Annotated in this window: 15 protein-coding genes; 10 read left to right on the plus strand and 5 right to left on the minus strand. The window is 46.8% G+C overall.

Going from position 1 to position 18,425, the window contains the following annotated elements:
* Position 1: 1 nt before the first annotated feature.
* Together DF182_RS17670 and DF182_RS17675 are read right to left on the minus strand one after the other, a co-directional pair.
* On the minus strand, positions 2-1,078 hold the full coding sequence (locus DF182_RS17670) for a PepSY-associated TM helix domain-containing protein (protein ID WP_113617167.1): 1,077 nt from the start codon (positions 1,076-1,078) through the stop codon (positions 2-4).
* Positions 1,079-1,661: 583 nt separating this feature from the next.
* Positions 1,662-2,903, minus strand: a complete 1,242-nt coding sequence (locus tag DF182_RS17675) for an aminotransferase class I/II-fold pyridoxal phosphate-dependent enzyme (protein ID WP_113617168.1) — start codon at positions 2,901-2,903, stop codon at positions 1,662-1,664.
* A gap of 169 nt (positions 2,904-3,072) precedes the next feature.
* On the opposite strand from DF182_RS17675, the gene pafA reads away from it, so the two are divergent.
* The 3 genes from pafA to DF182_RS17690 all read left to right on the plus strand — a co-directional run bounded on the left by pafA (position 3,073) and on the right by DF182_RS17690 (position 6,296).
* Positions 3,073-4,743 carry an alkaline phosphatase PafA gene (gene pafA, locus DF182_RS17680; protein ID WP_113617169.1) on the plus strand — a complete coding sequence of 557 codons (1,671 nt, stop codon included), beginning with the start codon at positions 3,073-3,075 and terminating at the stop codon, positions 4,741-4,743.
* Positions 4,744-4,824: 81 nt separating this feature from the next.
* Positions 4,825-5,604, plus strand: a complete 780-nt coding sequence (locus DF182_RS17685) for an enoyl-CoA hydratase/isomerase family protein (protein ID WP_113617170.1) — start codon at positions 4,825-4,827, stop codon at positions 5,602-5,604.
* Positions 5,598-6,296 (plus strand): DUF4412 domain-containing protein, encoded by a 699-nt coding sequence (locus DF182_RS17690; protein WP_113617171.1) that lies wholly within the window; start codon positions 5,598-5,600, stop codon positions 6,294-6,296. Before DF182_RS17685 ends, DF182_RS17690 begins: the two co-directional genes overlap by 7 nt.
* A gap of 80 nt (positions 6,297-6,376) precedes the next feature.
* Here DF182_RS17690 and DF182_RS17695 read toward each other — a convergent pair whose 3' ends face one another.
* The gene (locus DF182_RS17695; protein WP_147243466.1) at positions 6,377-6,772 is read right to left on the minus strand and encodes a hypothetical protein; all 396 of its coding nucleotides are present in this window, start codon (positions 6,770-6,772) and stop codon (positions 6,377-6,379) included.
* Positions 6,773-6,921: 149 nt separating this feature from the next.
* Here DF182_RS17695 and DF182_RS17700 point away from each other — a divergent pair, with 149 nt between their 5' ends.
* From DF182_RS17700 to DF182_RS17710, 3 genes are all read left to right on the plus strand, one after another.
* On the plus strand, positions 6,922-8,343 hold the full coding sequence (locus DF182_RS17700) for a tetratricopeptide repeat protein (RefSeq protein WP_113617173.1): 1,422 nt from the start codon (positions 6,922-6,924) through the stop codon (positions 8,341-8,343).
* A gap of 185 nt (positions 8,344-8,528) precedes the next feature.
* On the plus strand, positions 8,529-9,293 hold the full coding sequence (locus DF182_RS17705; protein WP_113617174.1) for a phosphosulfolactate synthase: 765 nt from the start codon (positions 8,529-8,531) through the stop codon (positions 9,291-9,293).
* A 105-nt stretch (positions 9,294-9,398) separates the two neighbouring features.
* Entirely contained in the window at positions 9,399-10,133 is a 735-nt protein-coding gene (locus tag DF182_RS17710) for a shikimate dehydrogenase family protein (protein ID WP_113617175.1), read from the plus strand.
* Between the two features lie 85 nt (positions 10,134-10,218).
* On the opposite strand, the gene DF182_RS17715 is transcribed toward DF182_RS17710, so the two are convergent.
* On the minus strand, positions 10,219-11,016 hold the full coding sequence (locus DF182_RS17715) for a class I SAM-dependent methyltransferase (RefSeq protein ID WP_113617176.1): 798 nt from the start codon (positions 11,014-11,016) through the stop codon (positions 10,219-10,221).
* A 139-nt stretch (positions 11,017-11,155) separates the two neighbouring features.
* Between DF182_RS17715 and truB the strand changes: the two genes are divergently transcribed.
* Complete coding sequence (gene truB, locus DF182_RS17720; RefSeq protein WP_113617177.1) at positions 11,156-11,851, plus strand: tRNA pseudouridine(55) synthase TruB; 696 nt, start codon at positions 11,156-11,158, stop codon at positions 11,849-11,851.
* On the opposite strand, the gene tamL is transcribed toward truB, so the two are convergent.
* Positions 11,832-14,234 (minus strand): translocation and assembly module lipoprotein TamL, encoded by a 2,403-nt coding sequence (gene tamL, locus DF182_RS17725; RefSeq protein ID WP_161964171.1) that lies wholly within the window; start codon positions 14,232-14,234, stop codon positions 11,832-11,834. The genes truB and tamL overlap by 20 nt on opposite strands.
* A 133-nt stretch (positions 14,235-14,367) precedes the next feature.
* Between tamL and DF182_RS17730 the strand changes: the two genes are divergently transcribed.
* Genes DF182_RS17730 through DF182_RS32445 form a run of 3 tightly spaced genes read left to right on the plus strand, consistent with a single transcriptional unit; the run spans position 14,368 to position 18,425 of the window.
* Positions 14,368-15,108, plus strand: coding sequence for a TrmH family RNA methyltransferase (locus DF182_RS17730; RefSeq protein WP_113617179.1), 741 nt, complete (start codon positions 14,368-14,370; stop codon positions 15,106-15,108).
* A 10-nt stretch (positions 15,109-15,118) separates the two neighbouring features.
* A complete protein-coding gene (locus DF182_RS17735; RefSeq protein WP_147243468.1) occupies positions 15,119-16,144 on the plus strand; it encodes a hypothetical protein in 1,026 nt (341 codons plus the stop codon).
* Positions 16,110-18,425, plus strand: a complete 2,316-nt coding sequence (locus tag DF182_RS32445; protein ID WP_161964172.1) for a hypothetical protein — start codon at positions 16,110-16,112, stop codon at positions 18,423-18,425. The genes DF182_RS17735 and DF182_RS32445 overlap by 35 nt, the downstream gene beginning before the upstream one ends.

Raw genomic sequence — 18,425 nt, forward strand, 5'->3', positions numbered from 1 at the left:
TTCAATGCTGATGTTTTTTAATCATGTATTTCCGGCGGTACCATATCAGGATACCGGATATGGAAAGGATGCCGGGTGTCAAGCCTAACAGGGAGTAGAGGATTTTAACAGGGATGCCGCCGTAGTTGCCGAAATGGAGCGGGGCCATGGCAGCGTTGAATTTGTCTCCAAGGGGTGCATGGCTGAAATTGACTGTTTTTTTCACGTTGCCGTTAAGGTCGAAGTGTACGGATGAGCTGTAGCGGCCCCATATGGCGGCTTCGTGGGCATGGCCAAGTATTCGTATTGGGTCGCCGGCCTTTTTGGGCGGACGGATACCCATTGCTTCAAAGCCTGGTATCTGATCAGCGGCTTTGGTCAGCAGTGTTTCGTAATCGATGGGTAGTATGGGAGCTCCGGTGTCTGAAATGCTGGTACTTTTCCGGTTGTCGAGGACTTTGAGTTCCATCATAAAACCGGTAAAGGCGATCAGGAGGTTGAACAAAAGGGCCCATACGCCTACAATACGGTGGAGGTTGCGCCAGCGCCGGGTTGGGCTGTTCCATTCCGGTTTTACGCGGAATGCAAGCACTTTAAATACTGATTTGCGGTATACCCAGCAGCCAGTGAGCAGGGAGATAAATAGCAGAATACCGGTCACCAGCATGATTTTGGCACCTGTTTTACCACTGAGCAGGGAGAAGTGCAGGTAAACCAGAAAGCCGGAAAAATAGCCGGTATTGGTATGTTGATGGATGACCTCTCCGGTATATGGGTTGAGGAAGAGGTATACTTTAAAATCGGGGCCATATTCAGCCCTTACGATGGCAGGTTCTTCCGGTGTTTGTGGCAACCGTGAGAAAAATAGATAGGGTGTTCCGCCGCGGAGCGATTTGCCGGCATTGTCCAGCAGTTCAAACAATGGCTTCCGCTGTGGACCGGGAGTAAGGTGCCAGGTTTCATGGTGGAAGGCTTCATCTATTTCTTCGCTAAAGACAAGCAGACTGCCTGTGATGCTTACAAATAACAGCATCAGGCCTGCGATGAGACCGGTGACACGGTGTATGCTAAAAAGCTTTTGATGCCAGTATTGTTTCAATTTCCTTATCAGTTTAACCAGCTGCCGGTAAAAATTTCAGGGGTGGGCACGAAAGTGCTATATCCTCCTGGTTGATAGAATCGGTAAATATCTGTTGTACCGGCTATTTGCTGCAGTGGCGCAAAGTTACTGCTGTACAGCGGGAAGCGTTTACGCAATGAGGAAAATTAATGATCGGAGTGGGAAAAAGACGATGTATCAGGTGATTAGCTGATTTATTGTTGCAGTACAATACTTTAACAAGCTATTAACAAAATACCACAATCGTGTTATATGATACTGAGAAATCTAATCTATTTTTGGAATGTATCAATGATACAATATCTGAATCTGAAAAAAGAAATCTATATAAAATACTTGGAATCACTTGGTTATTCCAAATTCTATGAAGACCATATACTCTACCATGTCCTGATGAAAATTTAGTGAAATTTTACACCTAGTGAAAGAACGATTTGAGTAGGGCTGAGGAAACTCAGCCCTTTTGTTTTTTTGTAAACAGATGATTTTAAATGAATTGTAATAAAATAACAATGCCCATCCTCGGATGGGCATTGTTATTTTATAGAAAGAAGAGTTAGAATTATACCATTGGGATTTCAGCCACCTGGTAAACTTTCTCATCAAGCTTGGCTTTTGTTTCGCTGAAAGCTTTCAGTGTCAGTTCGATATCTTCGTCTGTGTGAGCAGCAGTCGGGATGAGGCGGTAGATGATCTGTCCTTTAGGAATAACGGGATATACCACGATAGAGCAGAAGATGTTGTAGTTTTCGCGGAGGTCGAGGCACATAGCGGTCGCTTCCGGAATATCACCCTGCAGGTAGATCGGAGTAACGGGGGAGTTGGTCCGGCCGATATTGAATCCGCGGCTTTTCAGGCCGTTCTGCAGTTTAGTCACATTATCCCACAGTTTCGCTTTCATTGCCGGATTTTTACGCATCAGCTCTACTCTTTTCAGGTGGCCGATAACGATAGGCAGCGGAATGGATTTAGCGAAGATCTGGGAGCGCATGTTATAGCGCAGGTAGTTGATGATAGCTTTTTCGCCGCTGATGAAAGCGCCGATAGAAGCACCGGATTTAGCGAAGGTATTGAACAGGAGGTCGATTTTGTCCTGTACGCCTTGTTCTTCGCCGGTACCGGCACCGGTTTTACCCATGGTACCGAAGCCGTGAGCGTCGTCTACCAGCAGGCGGAATTCAAATTTATCCTTTAAGGCAGCGATTTCTTTCAGTTTACCCTGATCACCGGCCATACCGAAAACACCTTCAGTCACTACGAGGATACCACCACCCTGAGCATTAGCCAGGTCGGTTGCACGTCTCAGCTGTTTTTCACAGTCTTCGATATCGTTGTGTTTAAACACATAACGTTTACCGGGGTGCAGACGCAAACCATCCAGGATACTGGCGTGGCATTCTGCATCGTATACAATAACGTCCCTGCGTCCGCAAATGGCGTCGATGGCACTCATAATGCCCTGGTAGCCGTAGTTCAGCAAGGTGGTATCTTCTTTGCCCATGTAGTCGGAAAGCTCTCTTTCCAGCTGCTCGTGATAGGTAGTGTTACCGCTCATCATGCGGGCGCCCATCGGAGAAGCCAGGCCGAAATCGGCAGCTGCTTTCGCATCTGTAGCCCTTACTTCCGGATGATTCGCCAGCCCCAGGTAGTTGTTGAGGCTCCAAACTATTTTTTCATTGCCCCGGAATTTCATGCGGGGACCTATTTCTCCTTCCAGTTTAGGAAATGCGAAATAGCCATGGGCTCTGTCTGAATGCTCCCCAATGGGACCCATGTGTTTCAGCAGTTTCTCGAAAATATCCATACGCTATATTATGTAATAGTTAAATGCTCGCTTAAAAAGAGGCCACAAAGGTATTAAAATATTGCTTTTTGTAAAGTTCGTTTACTTTTGTCATCGTCATTTTATAACTTCCTATAACCGGTCTCCGCCGGCAAATTTACACTTATCTTATAAAAAGTAATAATATCTAATGAAAAGGACCACCCTTCTTTCCCTGGCGCTGTTTATGACTGCACCGGCTGTTTGGGCACAGAAAGCGACTTCTCCCAAACCCATCAATCATCAGGCATCAGCCCAGAACACCAAAACAACAACGAACAAACCAAAACTAGTAGTCGGCGTAGTAGTAGACCAGATGCGTTGGGATTATCTCTATCGCTATGGTAGCAGATACACCGCCGGAGGTTTTAAAAGACTGTTGCAGGATGGGTTTTCCTGCGAAAACACCCTGATCAACTATACACCTACCATCACCGCATGTGGCCATACCTGTGTGTATACCGGTTCGGTACCGGCTATCCATGGCATCATTGGCAACACCTGGTACAGCAATGAAATAGGCCGTACCATGTATTGCGCGGAAGATACTACTATGAACACTGTAGGTAGCACCTCTGCCGCTGGCAAAATGAGTCCGCGTAACATGCTGGTGACCACCATTGGTGATGAACTGCGCCTGTCCAACCATTTCCAGAGCAAGGTAGTAGGCGTAGCTATCAAAGACCGTGGCGCCATTCTGCCTGCCGGCCATAGCGCCAATGCCGCCTTCTGGTACGATGGCAGCACCGGCAACTGGGTTACCAGCACCTACTATATGAACGAACTGCCGGAATGGGCACAACAATACAATCAGCAGAAATGGCCCAAACAATATCTGGCCAAACCCTGGACTACCCTGTATCCTGTTGCTACCTATACCCTCAGTACAGAAGATGAAAAACCATACGAAGGAAAATATAAAAACAGCACTACCGGCACTTCTTTCCCGCATGACCTGAGTGCCGCAGCCAATGGTTCCATTGCTGCTTCTCCATTTGGAAACACGATGACGCTGGAATTCGCCAAAAAGGCGATGGAAGCTTATAACATGGGTAAAGGAGAAGTGACCGATTTTCTCGCTGTCAGCCTGTCTTCCACCGACTATGTAGGACATCAGTTCGGGCCTAATTCCATCGAAGCAGAAGATACCTATCTGCGTCTGGACCAGGATCTGGGAGCTTTCTTCCAGTACCTCGATGCCAAAGTAGGCAAAGGTCAGTACCTGTTTTTCATCACCGCCGATCATGGCGTGGCACATGTGCCTGGCTTCCTGCAGGAAAACAAACTGCCTGGCGGAACCTGGGACGACCGTGCTGCTGTGAAAGAACTGAATGAAAAAATAGACGCCAAATTTGGAGTAAGCGCGATCAAAGCCGTGGATAACTATCAGATATGGCTCAATAACGATGCTATCGCTGCTTCTGGCAAAAACCGCAACGATATCCAGGAGTTTATCATTGCAGAGCTGCTGAAATCACCTGCTATCGCCAAGGCTTTCCCAACCAAAGACCTGATGGTGACAGTATTACCGGAGCCTATCCGCACTATGATGAGCAACGGTTATAACACCAAACGCAGCGGCGATATTCAGATCGTATTGACCCCTGCTTATATCGATGGCGGTAAAACCGGAACCACCCATGGTTTGTGGTATCCTTATGATGCGCATATTCCGCTGGTATGGATGGGCTGGGGTGTTAAGCCCGGCAAAACCAACCGTACAGTGGGTATGACGGATATTGCTCCTACACTGGCGGCGATGTTGCATATACAGATGCCAAGTGGCAACGTTGGCCAGGTAATTCATGAGATTACTCATTAAAAGTTTATTCCTTATATTGCCTTAGGATATTGCGCATGGCCGCTGTATTAGCGGTCATGCGCAATGCATAATTTTACTGTTATGAAGTTTTTCCTGCTGCAATATGAAGTAGCTTTCCGGATAGCCACCATTACCCTCAACCGGCCGGACAAGCGGAATGCGCTCAATGGAGCGATGGTGGCGGAGCTGAGGCAGGCCTTTGCTGCTGCCGCAGCGGATGAAGATGTAAAAGTGATTGTATTAAAAGGGAATGGCGAGGCTTTCTGTGCCGGGGCCGACCTGGATTACCTGCAGCAACTGCAGCAGAATACCTATGAAGAAAACCTGGCCGACTCCAAAGAGCTGATGCAGCTTTTTAAGGAGATCTACCAGCTCGATAAAGTTGTGATCGCACAGGTGGAAGGTCATGCAGTGGCGGGTGGTTGTGGCCTGGTAACGGTTTGCGACCTTAGTTATGTGGTACCGGAGGCAATGCTGGGTTATACTGAGGTGAAGATTGGTTTTGTACCGGCACTGGTAGCGGTGTTTCTGGTACGGAAGATAGGAGAGGGCAGGGCCCGGGAACTACTGCTGACGGGCAGGCTGGTAACAGCTGAAAAAGCGGCCCGTGATGGTTTGATCACGGCTGTAGTACCTGCTGCTGAAATAACGGCACATGTGGCTAAAGTAGCCACCAGCCTATGTAATGAAGCATCCGGCAATTCTCTGAAAGTGACAAAAAAATTGATTGGCACGGTGTTGGACCTACCTATGAAAAACGGACTGGAGCATGCAGCTGAACTGAATGCAGCCACCCGAGGACATGAAGACTGTAAACGTGGGATAGCTGCGTTTCTGAATAAAGAAAAGCTAGTATGGTAGCCTGTTTTACCAGCACCGATCAACTAACCAACACACCACATACTATGTCATACCGGTTGTTTTTAACTTTTTTCCTTTTATGGCTGACCAGCCCTATACTGGCACAGCGAACTATTTCTGACGCGAAAATCATTTACAAGATGGACCTGCCGCCTGAGCAGCTGCAAACAGATGCCATGCTGGAGGGAAGTACCCTGACCCAGTATATGCGCGGGCAGCTCAGCAGGATAGACATGGATTTTAATGTTGTTAAGTATACCTACCTGATCAATACTAAAGATGAAACGCTGACTACGCTGATCGATCAGCATGGTACCAAGTATATGATCCGGGCCAAAAAAGATCAATACGAGAAAGAGCTGAAGCAATACGAGAACGTTCAGTTTAAAGACCAGCCTGAAACGCGGCAGATTGCGGGTTATACCTGCAGGAAGACTATTGGTACCCTGCCGGACGGGAATACTTTTGAGGTTTATTACACACCGGACCTTGTGCCGGAAAACAGGCATTATAACCGCCGTTTTGTAAATCTGAAGGGTATACCCCTGGAGTTTGAGATACTGACGAAAACGGGCTCTAAAATGCGTGTAATCGCTACCAAGGTAGAGCTGTTCCCTATTCCTGCTTCTTATTTTGATGTTCCCAAGACTGGTTATAAAGTAGTGAGTGCGGAGGAGTTGAAAAACATGTAATCTGCGCCAGTAAAAAGGCCTATCAAGAAGTTGTTAAACTTTTTGATAGGCCCATATTTGTATTAGAAGAAACGTTAAAGTCAACCTTTCTTAAGCGGCAGGATAATCTGCAGTTTCTGAAAGTTCATATTACCAGGCTGCTGTGGTGGTAGTACAGTGTATGGCACTACATAGGTCATATTGCCTTTGGTGTAGGTCATAACCGACTGGAAATTTATCACATTGGTATTGGTAAATTTGAAATTGGAGTTGATGCTGCCTGTAAATCTGTAACCGGCGTCCAGGGCCAGGTTTGTTTTGGGCATGGCAGTATTCAACACAAAATGGATGTTGTCAGTTTTCTTCGCCTTTTCTTTTTCATTATCTGAAGGCAAAAAGCTATTATTTGCCCATGCACTGATAGCGAACAGCGCCATAGCGCTCGCCAGGAGGCAAGACAATGAAAAGGTCTTCGATATGTGGATATTCTTTTTCATTGTAACACAAATATACAAACTTTTCGTTCTATTATATAACAAATTCTTAACGCAAGTTACAATAAATTCTTAATAAAATGTTAAAAAATTTATAAACGGTTTGTGTCGCTGCATTTTGGCGGATACATAAAAGTCTTATATTTACATTAATGAGTAAAGATTTTTCTTTTTTAAACGAGGATTTTGATGATCTGAGAGACTTGTTGCAGCAGTTTGAAAATCTGAGGGCGGGTAAATCTCACTCTTTTCTGGACGAGGACTCCTTTGAGCAGATCATAGACTATTATGACGAGCAGGACGAAGTGCCAATTGCTTTGCAAGCCGCCGAAATAGCCATCGCACAGTTTCCCTTTTCTTCTGCACTCCTTCTCAAAAAGGCCAACTTACTGATAGAAACCAAAAAGTATAAAGAAGCCTTACAGTTACTGGACAAAGCCGCCTTGCTGGACCGCAACGATATCAACCTGTATATCCTGCAGACAGACGTGTATCTGGCATTGAACCAGCATGAAAAGGCCGCGGCGGTTTTGAATGAGCAGATTGACCAGTTTGAGGGAGAAGACAAGACAGAGCTGTTACTGGAACTGGCGGATGTGTACGATGACTGGGAGGAATTTGAAAAGGTGTTTGATTGTCTGAAGATGGCGCTCGAACATGAGCCCGGCAACGAGGAGGCTTTGCATAAGATCTGCTTCTGGACGGAATTTACCGGCCGCAATGAAGAAAGTATCCGCTTGCACAACTATATCATCGATGAAGACCCCTATAATCATCTGGCCTGGTTCAACCTGGGCACAGCTTTCCAGGGCCTTAAACTGTACGAAAAAGCGATAGACGCTTACCAGTACGCGGTGGCCATTGACGAGAAATTCGACTATGCATACCGCAATATGGGAGATGCCTACATTCGCCTGCGTAAGTATGCAGACGCGATTGAAGTGCTGCAGAAGCATCTGGAGATTGCCAAGCCGGAAGATGTGATTTACGAGGCCATTGGCCACTGTTATGAGAAACAGCGTAAATACACACAGGCGCGGTACTATTATCGCAAGGCATCCCATCTGAGCCCCAACGATGACAAGCTGTATTACAAGATAGCAGCAGCTTACATGATGGAGGAAAATTGGGAGAATGCTATCAAATCGCTGCTTAATGCATTGAAAATTAACAAACAGAGTGCAGAATATAACATGAGCATCGGCGAATGTTATCTGGAAATGGGCCAGGAAAAGGAAGCGCTGTTACATTTTGTGAATGCAGTGCGTATCCGTCCGAAAAGTATGCAACCCTGGCTGCAGTTGGTAAAAGGGCTGTATATTTTTGGTTTTCTGGAAGAAGCCCTGGACCAGCTGGCCAATGCCGAAGAAAAAGCCGGCCGCAAACCGGTGTTTCAATATTACCGCGCCGCTGTCCTCATTGCCATGGGGAAAACAAAAGAAGGGCTTCTGCATCTGGAAACCGCCCTGCAACAGGCTCCCAAGATCCTGAAAAAACTGGTGGAGCTGGACCCGGCCATCCTGCAGCATGTGAGTGTAGTAGACCTGGTTGCTCAATACCGCCGGAAACGTTAACCTGTGTTATTTACTTTTAAAATAAAGTATACTTCTTATTTTTGCGCCGGCTTTTTAAATTTTGTCATGAACAAAGGCCATCGTATTTCCGGTTACTAAAATTGCAGCTAAACTATCCCGACTTATTTGCCTGGCGAAAAATAGTATGTGTTTTACTGACCAATAAGAAGATAAAAATATTTCAAATGAATTTTAATCTGACACAGATCCCGGAAAGGACAAAGAAACCCCGCAATCATGGTCTTACCATGGTGATGGACAAGGGGCTTAGTTTGGAAGAAGCAAGAAATTTTTTATCGGCGGCGGGACCCCATGTGGATATCCTGAAACTGGGTTTTGGTACTGCTTTTGTCACGCCCAACCTCCGAGCGAAAATTGAGCTTTACCAGTCGGCCAACATCCCGGTATATTTTGGCGGTACTTTGTTTGAAGCTTTTCTGATCCGTAATCAGTTTGATGAGTATGTGAAACTGATAAAAGATTATGGTATCAACTACATGGAAGTGTCTGATGGCTCTATCACCATCCCGCACGCAGAAAAATGCGGGTACATCGAAAAACTGTCCAAAGTAGGCCTGGTCCTGAGCGAAGTAGGTTCCAAAGATGCAGAACATATTATTCCTCCCTATAAATGGATCGAATTAATGAGAGCAGAGCTGAATGCCGGCTCCTCCTATGTGATTGCAGAAGCCCGCGAAAGCGGTAACGTAGGTATCTATCGCGGTACCGGTGAAGTGCGCGAAGGCCTGGTACAGGAAATCCTCACCCAGATCCCCGCCGAAAAAATTATCTGGGAAGCACCACAAAAAGCACAACAGCTGTACTTCCTGGAACTGGTAGGCTGCAACGCCAACCTCGGTAACCTCGCTCCACATGAGGTGATCTCCCTGGAAGCTATGCGCGTAGGGCTGAGAGGTGATACTTTCCACCTGTTTCTCGACAAAGAATAATTCCCGCAGGGATATTTTGATGTAGGGATCCGGTTATTTAGAATGCAGCTGATAAGACATTGTAAATAACCAGATCCCTAAATTTTTTCCATCAAAAAGTAGCATATGAAAACATATGGCCTCATTGGTTATCCGCTCAGCCACTCTTTTTCCAAAGGATTTTTTACCAAAAAATTTGAAGCTGAAAATATAACCGGGCATCAGTACGAAACGTTTCCCATCCCCGCCATCACTGAGTTTCCGGGCTTACTGGCACAACATCCGGACCTCTGCGGTCTTAATGTGACCATTCCCTATAAAGAACAAGTCATTCCTTATCTGGATGAATTAAGTGATGCTGCTGCCCGCATTGGTGCAGTCAACTGTATCCGTTTTAAAGATGGCAGAAAAAAGGGGTTTAATACCGATGTGATAGGCTTCCGTAACTCGCTGCAGCCATTGTTGCAACCCTATCACAACCGGGCACTGGTGCTGGGAACTGGCGGTGCTGCCAAAGCAGTTATGTATGCCCTCCAGGAGCTGAATATACCTTACACCGTAGTGAGTCGCAATGCCGGCGATGATACCATCGCCTACAGTTCACTAAACGAGCAGATGATGGAAACACATACGGTGATCATTAATACGACCCCACTGGGCATGTATCCCAATATCCATGAGTGTCCGGATATACCTTATCAATACATCAGTTCACATCATCTGCTGTACGATCTGGTATACAATCCACCCGAAACAATGTTCCTGCAAAAAGGCCTGGCACAAGGGGCTGTTACCAAAAACGGCCATGAGATGCTGATCCTGCAGGCAGAAGCTTCCTGGGACATATGGAATGAGCAGTAATACATCTATCTGAAAAAACAAGAGCGCAAAGAATTTTCAACATGAAAAATTCTTTGCGCTCTTTGATTTATTGGCCGTCGGCCAACTATTGTGGCTTGATCATATAATACATGCAGGTGGTCACAAAATTGCGGATAAAAGGAATAGCCGCAACAGGTTTCCATTGCTCACGGGCACTTACGCCGAATTTGTATTTATAGATGGGATTGATCAGGTAAAATCTGCGTTGGGTGATCTTATAGCCCTGGCGTTTTACAATTCTCTCGAAACGCTCGATGGAGATGCCGGTAGATTTTACTTCCATCAGGTCCTGTACGATATCGTCTTCTTCTCCAAATAACCGCAAAACACCCCGGTAAACCGGTGTAGGAAGCAGGTGTATGTAGGGCACCATACTCAGGAACTTGTTGTGGCAGATCTGCTGGTGGCCGCCATGTGGCATGTACCAGGGTGGAAAACCAAAGTACACCTGCCCGCGGGGCGTGAGCAGCTGCTTCAGGTGGCCGATAATTTTCTCCTGGTCGGGAATATGTTCAATGGCATCTTTGAGGATGATCACATCAAAAGAATGACGGAATTCTCCCAGAAAATCAACATCGTAAATATTCCTGGCAATTAATTTCAGCTGGCCGGCATCTACATACTGCTGCAGGAAACTTTTGGCTAGTTCTATCCTTGCCGGTGCAAGATCTACTCCCACACAGTTGCATCCTTTTTCCAGCAATGGTGTGAGTACGCCGCCTTCTCCGCAGCCTACCTCCATTACGCGCAGGCCCTCCATCTGTGGAAATTCCAGCTGGATAAAAGGCACTACATAGTCGCGCGAGTTGTCTACCTGCTGCTGAAAACGGAGTGTGGCGTTCTTATGGTGTTCTAATGACATGTTTGCAAAATTGCGTGAATTTATGCAAAAGCTTCAAGCTTTTGGTAGTTAACTGTTAGAATATTTTTTCATATAATATGAGCAAACATAGTATCGGCCAATATTTAACAGCTTTAGGTGATTTAGTTATCTTTGCGGGATGCAAACGACAGACAAGATGAATTACCAGGAAGGAGCTGTCATCCTGGTCAATAAACCGCTGACATGGACTTCCTTTGATGTGGTACGTAAAATAAGAAATTTAACCAAGGCTAAAATAGGGCATGCCGGTACGCTGGACCCACTGGCAACAGGTCTGCTGATCTGCTGTACTGGTAAAATGACCAAAAAAATCAACGAATACCAGGCACAGGAGAAGGAATATACCGGCAGCTTCACACTGGGCGCTACTACGCCCACTTTCGATATGGAATCGGAGCCGGAGAACTTTAAAGATATCAGTGCTATAGATGAGACCGCCTTAAAAGCCGCTACGCAGGGTTTTATGGGTGAAATCATGCAGTTGCCACCGATACACTCCGCTATCAAACAGAATGGTAAACCTATCTACCTGCTGGCCAGAAAAGGAGTGGATGTAAAAGTAGAACCCCGCAGGATCACTATTTCCGAATTCGAGATCACCAAAATAGAACTACCTGTTGTACACTTCCGGGTAGTATGCAGCACGGGCACGTATATACGTTCTCTTGCCAACGACTACGGCGCAACACTGGGCTGCGGTGCATACCTGAGTGGTTTATGCCGTACCCGTATCGGTGATTTTAAGCTGGAACATGCGGTAGATATGGAAACATTTATCGCTGCCAACAGCATCCCTAAAACGGATAACCAATAGCCAGATTCCAGATAATATTGTTCCGGCGCCATTGACTGCTGGAGAGATCCCATTCGCTGAGGTACCAGCCATTTTTATTATTGGTATTGTAAGGTACCTTCACGGGGATGCCCCAGTCAAGCCGGATCAGGAAGAAGGAGAAATCCAGGCGCAGGCCCACGCCTGTGCCAATGGCCAGGTCTTTATACAGCTTATCGAAACGGAATTCGGAGCCGGGCCTGGTCGAATCTTTGTTGATCATCCAGATATTACCCATATCCAGGAAGGTAGCGCCTTTAAGGTTGACAGTACCGCCAAACATGCGTAGCAGGTCGAAGCGGTATTCTATGTTACCTTCCAGTTTCATATCTCCGGTTTGATCAGGGAATATCTGGGCACTGGTGGAAGTATCTTTAAAAGAGCCGGGGCCCAGGGTACGCAGGCGGAATGCACGGATGCTATTAGGGCCGCCAGCGGTGAACTGTCTTACATAAGGTAATACAGAAGAGTAACTGTAAGGAATACCGATACCCGCATACAGCCTGGTGGCCAGTCCGCTGTGGTTGTTCAGTCTCCAGTAATGGCGGTAGTCTGCTTCCGTCTTCACAAAGTTTGAAATGGTTACCCGGGTGAGGGATTCCACATTGGATCTTTTACCAGTGACCGCATCTACCAGGCTGTTGATCCCATTCAGCCATAACCCTGATTCTTCAATGTTTATTCTGAAATAGCTGTAATGCCGCGGATGCAGCAGATCATTGTTGCTGAAAATAAATGAAACACTTTCGCCGCCGATGAGTGCCGGCTCAAAACTACGTTTGAGGTAAGGGTTTTTGTTTACCGTTGTATCTCTGAACTCCGGATTGAGGTTCACACCTACATAGTTCAGGATGAAAGGTCTTACAATCCAGCGTTTATATGCACTTTCATTCCAGTCATAACCATAGGTGAGGTTGATGCTGGTGATATCGAACTTTTGTATACGGGACAGGTAGTTGGCGCCCAGGGTAAGCCTGGTTTTTACGTTGGACCTGGGAGCCTGCCGGATATTAAAAGGCAGGGCAAAGCGGGGCCAGGTAAGGCCTATCTCTCCACCAAATTCTCTGGATTGCAATACCCATTCACTGGGTTGTTTTACCAGTTCGATGCCGGTATTGAGGCTCATACTCAGCTGGGTAGCGCTTTTGCTCAGGTTGATGTGCCGGTAGTTGAGGCTTACACCGGAGCCCAGCGTATAGTCGGAACTGTTACTCACCTCAAAGTTGACCCCAAGTTCCTGACGGCGGCGGGGAGTGAGGAAGAGGTAAGCATCGAGGGCCCTGGCGGTATCTTTGTTTTCCTTGTATTGCAGGGTCACAAACTGCCATACACCGAGGTCATAGAGTTTGTTGACCGTATTGTTATACTGTTGTAATGAATATGTTTCACCCGGCCGGAGCAGGATAGACTTGGATAATATTTTAGGTTTGAGAATATCCTGGTGAGAGCGTATGGTAATGTATTTGCGTTTATCTTCTTTGAGGGTGCTGTCATTGGCGTTGCCATTGAGTGGAAAGTCGGGGTAGGCATAAATACTGCTGATATGATAAAGCTGCCAGGTGGCGTTGGCGGAATCTTCCGGGTTTTTGACGTGGATTTCCACGTCCATAGTGGGTTTTTCGCGGCCTTTGTTTTCATTGAAGATATTGACAAAACCTTCAAATGGGTTGAGGCTGTTGCGGAAGAGGGCCTTGTTGAGGGTATCCACTGTAAACTCAATCGCATCGCGGCCAAACTTATAATAACCGGCATCTCTGATGACACGGGTAAGGCGTTCCCTTTCAGACGAAAGGGTGGCTGCTTTATAGGCAATCCCTTTTTGTATCAGGGACAGTTTCTCATGAGCCTTAACAATAGCGAGGATATTGGAGTCCGGCACATCGTACGTGATCTTGTCGAGTACAAAGTTGCGGCCGGTATTTACGGTATAAGTGACACTGGTTTTATGTCTTTTTTCTTTGGAGGAGGCATCAACGGAAGCATAGAAAAATCCCTGGTTGTGCAGGTAGCTGGTCATCCGGGAAATGGACTCTCTTGTTTTGGCAGAATCATAAACCACTGGTGCTTCCAGGTTTCTTTTGGAGAGTACCAGGTTCCAGAACCAGTTGGATTTTTTCTCGTTATACTTCTGATTATACAGGAATACCTTGATGCGGGTGTTAAGTAATTTTTTGTTGGGCTGTTGGGTCATCAGCGATTTGGAAGATAGAGAGCTGCGGATATCCTGTTTTTCGGCGTTGAGGATTTCACCATGCACCTCTACTTTGCTGCTGATATATAAAGACTGGTCCTTTTGCAGGTATTTAGTGTTGGAGCATGCGCCCAAAGTGAGTATTACAGCCAGTAGCAGCAAATATCTCAGCATAGAAATCCTTGAATTGGGTAGCGGCTGCATCACGGACGAAACGTTATTATTATTTTAAAATGGTAACACTGAACCCTACCTCCAAGTAAGCCTCTTCTTGGCTGATTAAAAGAAATCGTGTAGGTTTGGCCTCATGTTGTCAAAGGCGCAAATTAAATATATTCAATCATTACAGCACAAAAAAAACCGTCAAAAATCCAGCCAGTATATTGCGGAGGGTGACAAGATCGTACAGGAACTGCTACAGGCGGGCATGCCCGTAAAGGCGGTATATGCCACCGGCTCGTGGCTGGAGCAGCATAAAAGTCTGCTGACTGGTTTGCCGGCAGATGCAGTAAAGGAAGTGGATAATATGGTCCTGAAACAACTGTCTGCACTCACCACCCCCAATAATGCCATGGCTCTGCTGGATATGCCACCTGCAGATAACAGCCTTCCTGCGGAAGGTACCGTGGTGCTGGCCCTCGAAGCGATCCAGGACCCGGGGAATATGGGTACACTTATTCGTATAGCCGATTGGTTTGGCATCCGTCAGATCATCTGTTCGCCGGATTGTGTGGACGTTTATAACCCTAAAACCATTCAGGCTACTATGGGCAGCATCGCCCGGGTACAGCTGAAAGAACAGGATATCCCCACACTGCTGCAACAGAGTAAACTGCCTTCTTATGCCGCTACACTGCACGGAAAGGATATTACTGGTTTCCAGGCAATCAAAGAAGGTATTATCCTGATTGGTAATGAAGGCAGAGGATTATCCGATACAGTGATATCTCTGGCCACCCACCGGATCACCATCCCCCGTTTGGGAGGGGCCGAATCCCTTAATGCCGCCGTGGCCGCCGGTATCATCTGCGGCAGATTACTGATTTAATGTGATGTGAATGTCCCGTTTGTTACCTTTTTGTTTATTGTTATTGTGTTTCGCCTGCCGCCATACAGCACAGCGACAGGTAACACCTGCCTTCTACTACTGGAAACAGGCATGGACCGGTAATGCCACCGAAATGCGCTACCTGAAAGGCTTACCGGCCAAACGGCTTTATATAAAAATGTTTGATGCCGATCTGGACCCGGCTACCGGAAAACCAGTGCCCGTGGCCGTATTCAAACAACAGGCACCTCTGCCAGATAGTATAGACCTCGTGCCCGTAGTGTTTATCATGAACGAGGTATGGCAAAATCCCGATACTGCCCTGGCTGCCAATATCAACAAGCTGCTGGAAAAACTGTGTAGTAAGATCCCTGCCGGCCGTATCCCCGAGATACAGATAGACTGCGACTGGACGAAAAGCACCAGAGATGCTTATTTCGCTTTCATCGGTCAGCTGCGGCAACAGTCTTTTTTTAAAGGGCGCCAGTTGTCTGCCACTATCCGGATGCACCAGGTGAAGTTTGTGACCAGCAGTGGCGTTCCTCCAACAGACAAAGGCCTGCTGATGTGTTACAATATGGGAGACCTGCGAAAACCAGGTGATCACAACTCTATCCTGGACCAGGAAACCATGCAGTCATATATCAGTAGCGACCGGGTTGCCACTTATCCATTACCTTTGGATATCGCTTTACCGCTGTTTGACTGGACCGTATTATTCAAAGCAGGTCGTTATGCAGGCATCCTGCGTAACATCGGAGATGCTGCATTGCGGGACACTTCGCTGTTTGCCCGCTCCGGGCGCCGGCAGTATACTGTTATAAAAGACAGTCTTGTTAATGGGTATATGCTGCAGGCAGGGAACGTTGTTCGCCGCGAAACCAGCGACAACAAAGAGCTGGAAGCAGTAGCCCGAATGGTGGCCCGGCAACGGCAGGACTATGCCCCCGTCGTTATTTTTTATCACCTGGATTCAGTAACCCTTCATAATTATCCGTTGGATGAACTACAGAAAATTTATCGTCTTTTTTATTAGTTTTTGTGTCGTGCTGTTCGGCAATGTGATCTATACTCTGTCCTGCGGGCCGGAGATGGACCCTTACGACTATTACATTTCTTTCTTTAATCCCTACCAGTCCGGAAAAGGATACGAGCCGTTTTATTATACCTCGATGACCAGCTTCTATGATGATGCCACACCATCTGAAGAAGAAGCGAATGTGAACGACTGGCAGCAATTCACCGGCAATAAGGCAACGCCAGCGGATATACGACAATACATCTATACCTATTCCAGGGAACAGATGGCGGCCGTAACGGTAAAAAGCACTGCCTCCCTGCCTGACAGCGTACGCAATAATACTTTCACCAGATTTCTGCAGGAAGACAGAAACCAGGACGCTGCCCGCTATCTGCTGTTTGCCAAAACCTGTGAGCCGGCTGTAAGTGCGGCTGACAGATGGTCTGAGCCTCCTCATGATGTTCCGCAGATGACTGCTTTATTGAAAGAAGCAACGGAGCTGTATGACAAAACCAGTAATAAGGAAATTCGGGAACGGTATGCTTTCCAGCAGATAAGGCTGATGCACTACACTGGCCAGTATGCAGATGCAGCTTCCGCTTTTGATAAACTGTTTAAAAAGTCAGGTTCTACGCTGATATATTATAAGGCCCTGGCATTGAAGGCGGGCGCGCTGCAGCATCAGGGTGATTCCGTACAAAGTACTTATCTGTTTTCCCGTGTATTTGATAAAGCACCTGCATTACGTACCAGCTGTTTTATTAGCATGACATGGGCTAATGCGCCGGAAAACGCTGTATATGCATTGTGCCGTGATAATCATGAAAAGGCCATGGTAGCTGCTGTATATGGTTTTGGTCACAATTCGCCTTCCCTGGAGCCGCTAAAAAAAGCTTATGCTTTTGATCCATCTTCTCCGGCCCTCAATGTATTGCTGGGGCGCGAAATCAGCAAGCTGGAAGCCGATTTCCTGGACAAAGCTGTTTCCACTTCCACTGACTCTGTTGCGATGGCCACTATCAAAACGCTGTCGCCGGAACTGACTACTATCGTTGATACCCGTATCCGCCCTATGACCACCTGGATGAACAGTGTGATCGAGAAGGGTAAAGTGAAGGATGTTGCTTTCTGGCAGGTATGTGCAGCCTACCTTTCTTATATGAGCCGCGATTATACTGCGGCCAGAACAATGCTCGACAAAACAGAGCATAAAGATCCGGAGATCAAAAATCAGTGGGAAGTGGTGAATCTGCTGGTCAATATCAACCAGCAAAAAACAATTGACAGCGCTTTCGAAAATAAAATGCTAGCTACTTTTAAATGGCTGGATGGACAAGTAGTAAAACGGAATAACAACGACTGGTGGTCTTCCGGGCGTGACCGGTTTTTTAACAAGACCTACCGCAACCTGCTGGGCGCTATTCTGGCTCCAAGATACCACCAGCAGGGAGATTTCGTGAAAGAAACGTTGATCCGTGGCCGTTGTGATGAGCTGGATACCTATGATTATTTTCTGTCCGGTCAGTCTGCTACTGACCAGGTACAGGATGTGATGACTTCTGCGCAGCTGCTGCAGCTGCATAGCTTTATGAAGTCGGCTGGTAAAACGCCGTATGAAGCTTACCTGGTTTCTTATTTCCCTAAAAAACTGGACCTGCCTCGTGTAATCGGGGAGAGCTATCTGCGGACACATGATTTTAAAAGTGCCCAGACCTGGTTCCGCAAAGCGGGTAGCCAGCAGGTGTCTTACCAGGTTTTCCAGGACCAGCTGCAGGATTTTGGAGAGGATACTGCTGATGCCGCGCATCGCAAAGCGATCACTCAGTTACAGTTCTGCGACCGCATGTTGGCCCTGCAAGAAAAAATGAAGACGCCACCGGTAGATGCCAGGGTGTATTATGACTATGCTACTGCCTTGTTTAACCTTACTTATTACGGTAAAACATGGTCTTTTGTGAGGAGTTCCCGTCATTCATATTACTGGTATACAGCAGCTTGTGAAAAAGATCCGTTTGAACGCCAGTATTTTGGTTGTTATGCAGCAGAGGCATATTATCTGAAAGCTGCGCAAGTGGCCACAGATAATGAGTTCAGAGCAAGATGCTTTTTTATGGCGGCACGTTGTTCACAAAAACATGTCACACCGATGGAGAATGATAAAAAATATTATTCAGCGTTGGTACGTAACCGTTATTTCCCTGTGCTGAAGGCCAATTACTCCCAGACGAGTTTTTATCAGGAGGTATATGGGCAATGTAGTTACCTGCGTGATTTTGTGCGGACTGCCCGGAAATAG

The sequence above is a fragment of the Chitinophaga flava genome (assembly GCF_003308995.1).
GTDB classification, from domain to species: domain Bacteria; phylum Bacteroidota; class Bacteroidia; order Chitinophagales; family Chitinophagaceae; genus Chitinophaga; species Chitinophaga flava.

Coding starts and splice junctions, on each gene's coding strand:
- DF182_RS17675 (WP_113617168.1), bottom strand. CDS start 2,903: ATGGATATTTTCGAGAAACTGCTGAAACACATGGGTCCCATTGGGGAG.
- pafA (WP_113617169.1), top strand. CDS start 3,073: ATGAAAAGGACCACCCTTCTTTCCCTGGCGCTGTTTATGACTGCACCG.
- DF182_RS17685 (WP_113617170.1), top strand. CDS start 4,825: ATGAAGTTTTTCCTGCTGCAATATGAAGTAGCTTTCCGGATAGCCACC.
- DF182_RS17690 (WP_113617171.1), top strand. CDS start 5,598: ATGGTAGCCTGTTTTACCAGCACCGATCAACTAACCAACACACCACAT.
- DF182_RS17695 (WP_147243466.1), bottom strand. CDS start 6,772: ATGAAAAAGAATATCCACATATCGAAGACCTTTTCATTGTCTTGCCTC.
- DF182_RS17700 (WP_113617173.1), top strand. CDS start 6,922: ATGAGTAAAGATTTTTCTTTTTTAAACGAGGATTTTGATGATCTGAGA.
- DF182_RS17705 (WP_113617174.1), top strand. CDS start 8,529: ATGAATTTTAATCTGACACAGATCCCGGAAAGGACAAAGAAACCCCGC.
- DF182_RS17710 (WP_113617175.1), top strand. CDS start 9,399: ATGAAAACATATGGCCTCATTGGTTATCCGCTCAGCCACTCTTTTTCC.
- DF182_RS17715 (WP_113617176.1), bottom strand. CDS start 11,016: ATGTCATTAGAACACCATAAGAACGCCACACTCCGTTTTCAGCAGCAG.
- truB (WP_113617177.1), top strand. CDS start 11,156: ATGCAAACGACAGACAAGATGAATTACCAGGAAGGAGCTGTCATCCTG.
- tamL (WP_161964171.1), bottom strand. CDS start 14,234: ATGCTGAGATATTTGCTGCTACTGGCTGTAATACTCACTTTGGGCGCA.
- DF182_RS17730 (WP_113617179.1), top strand. CDS start 14,368: ATGTTGTCAAAGGCGCAAATTAAATATATTCAATCATTACAGCACAAA.
- DF182_RS17735 (WP_147243468.1), top strand. CDS start 15,119: ATGTCCCGTTTGTTACCTTTTTGTTTATTGTTATTGTGTTTCGCCTGC.
- DF182_RS32445 (WP_161964172.1), top strand. CDS start 16,110: ATGAACTACAGAAAATTTATCGTCTTTTTTATTAGTTTTTGTGTCGTG.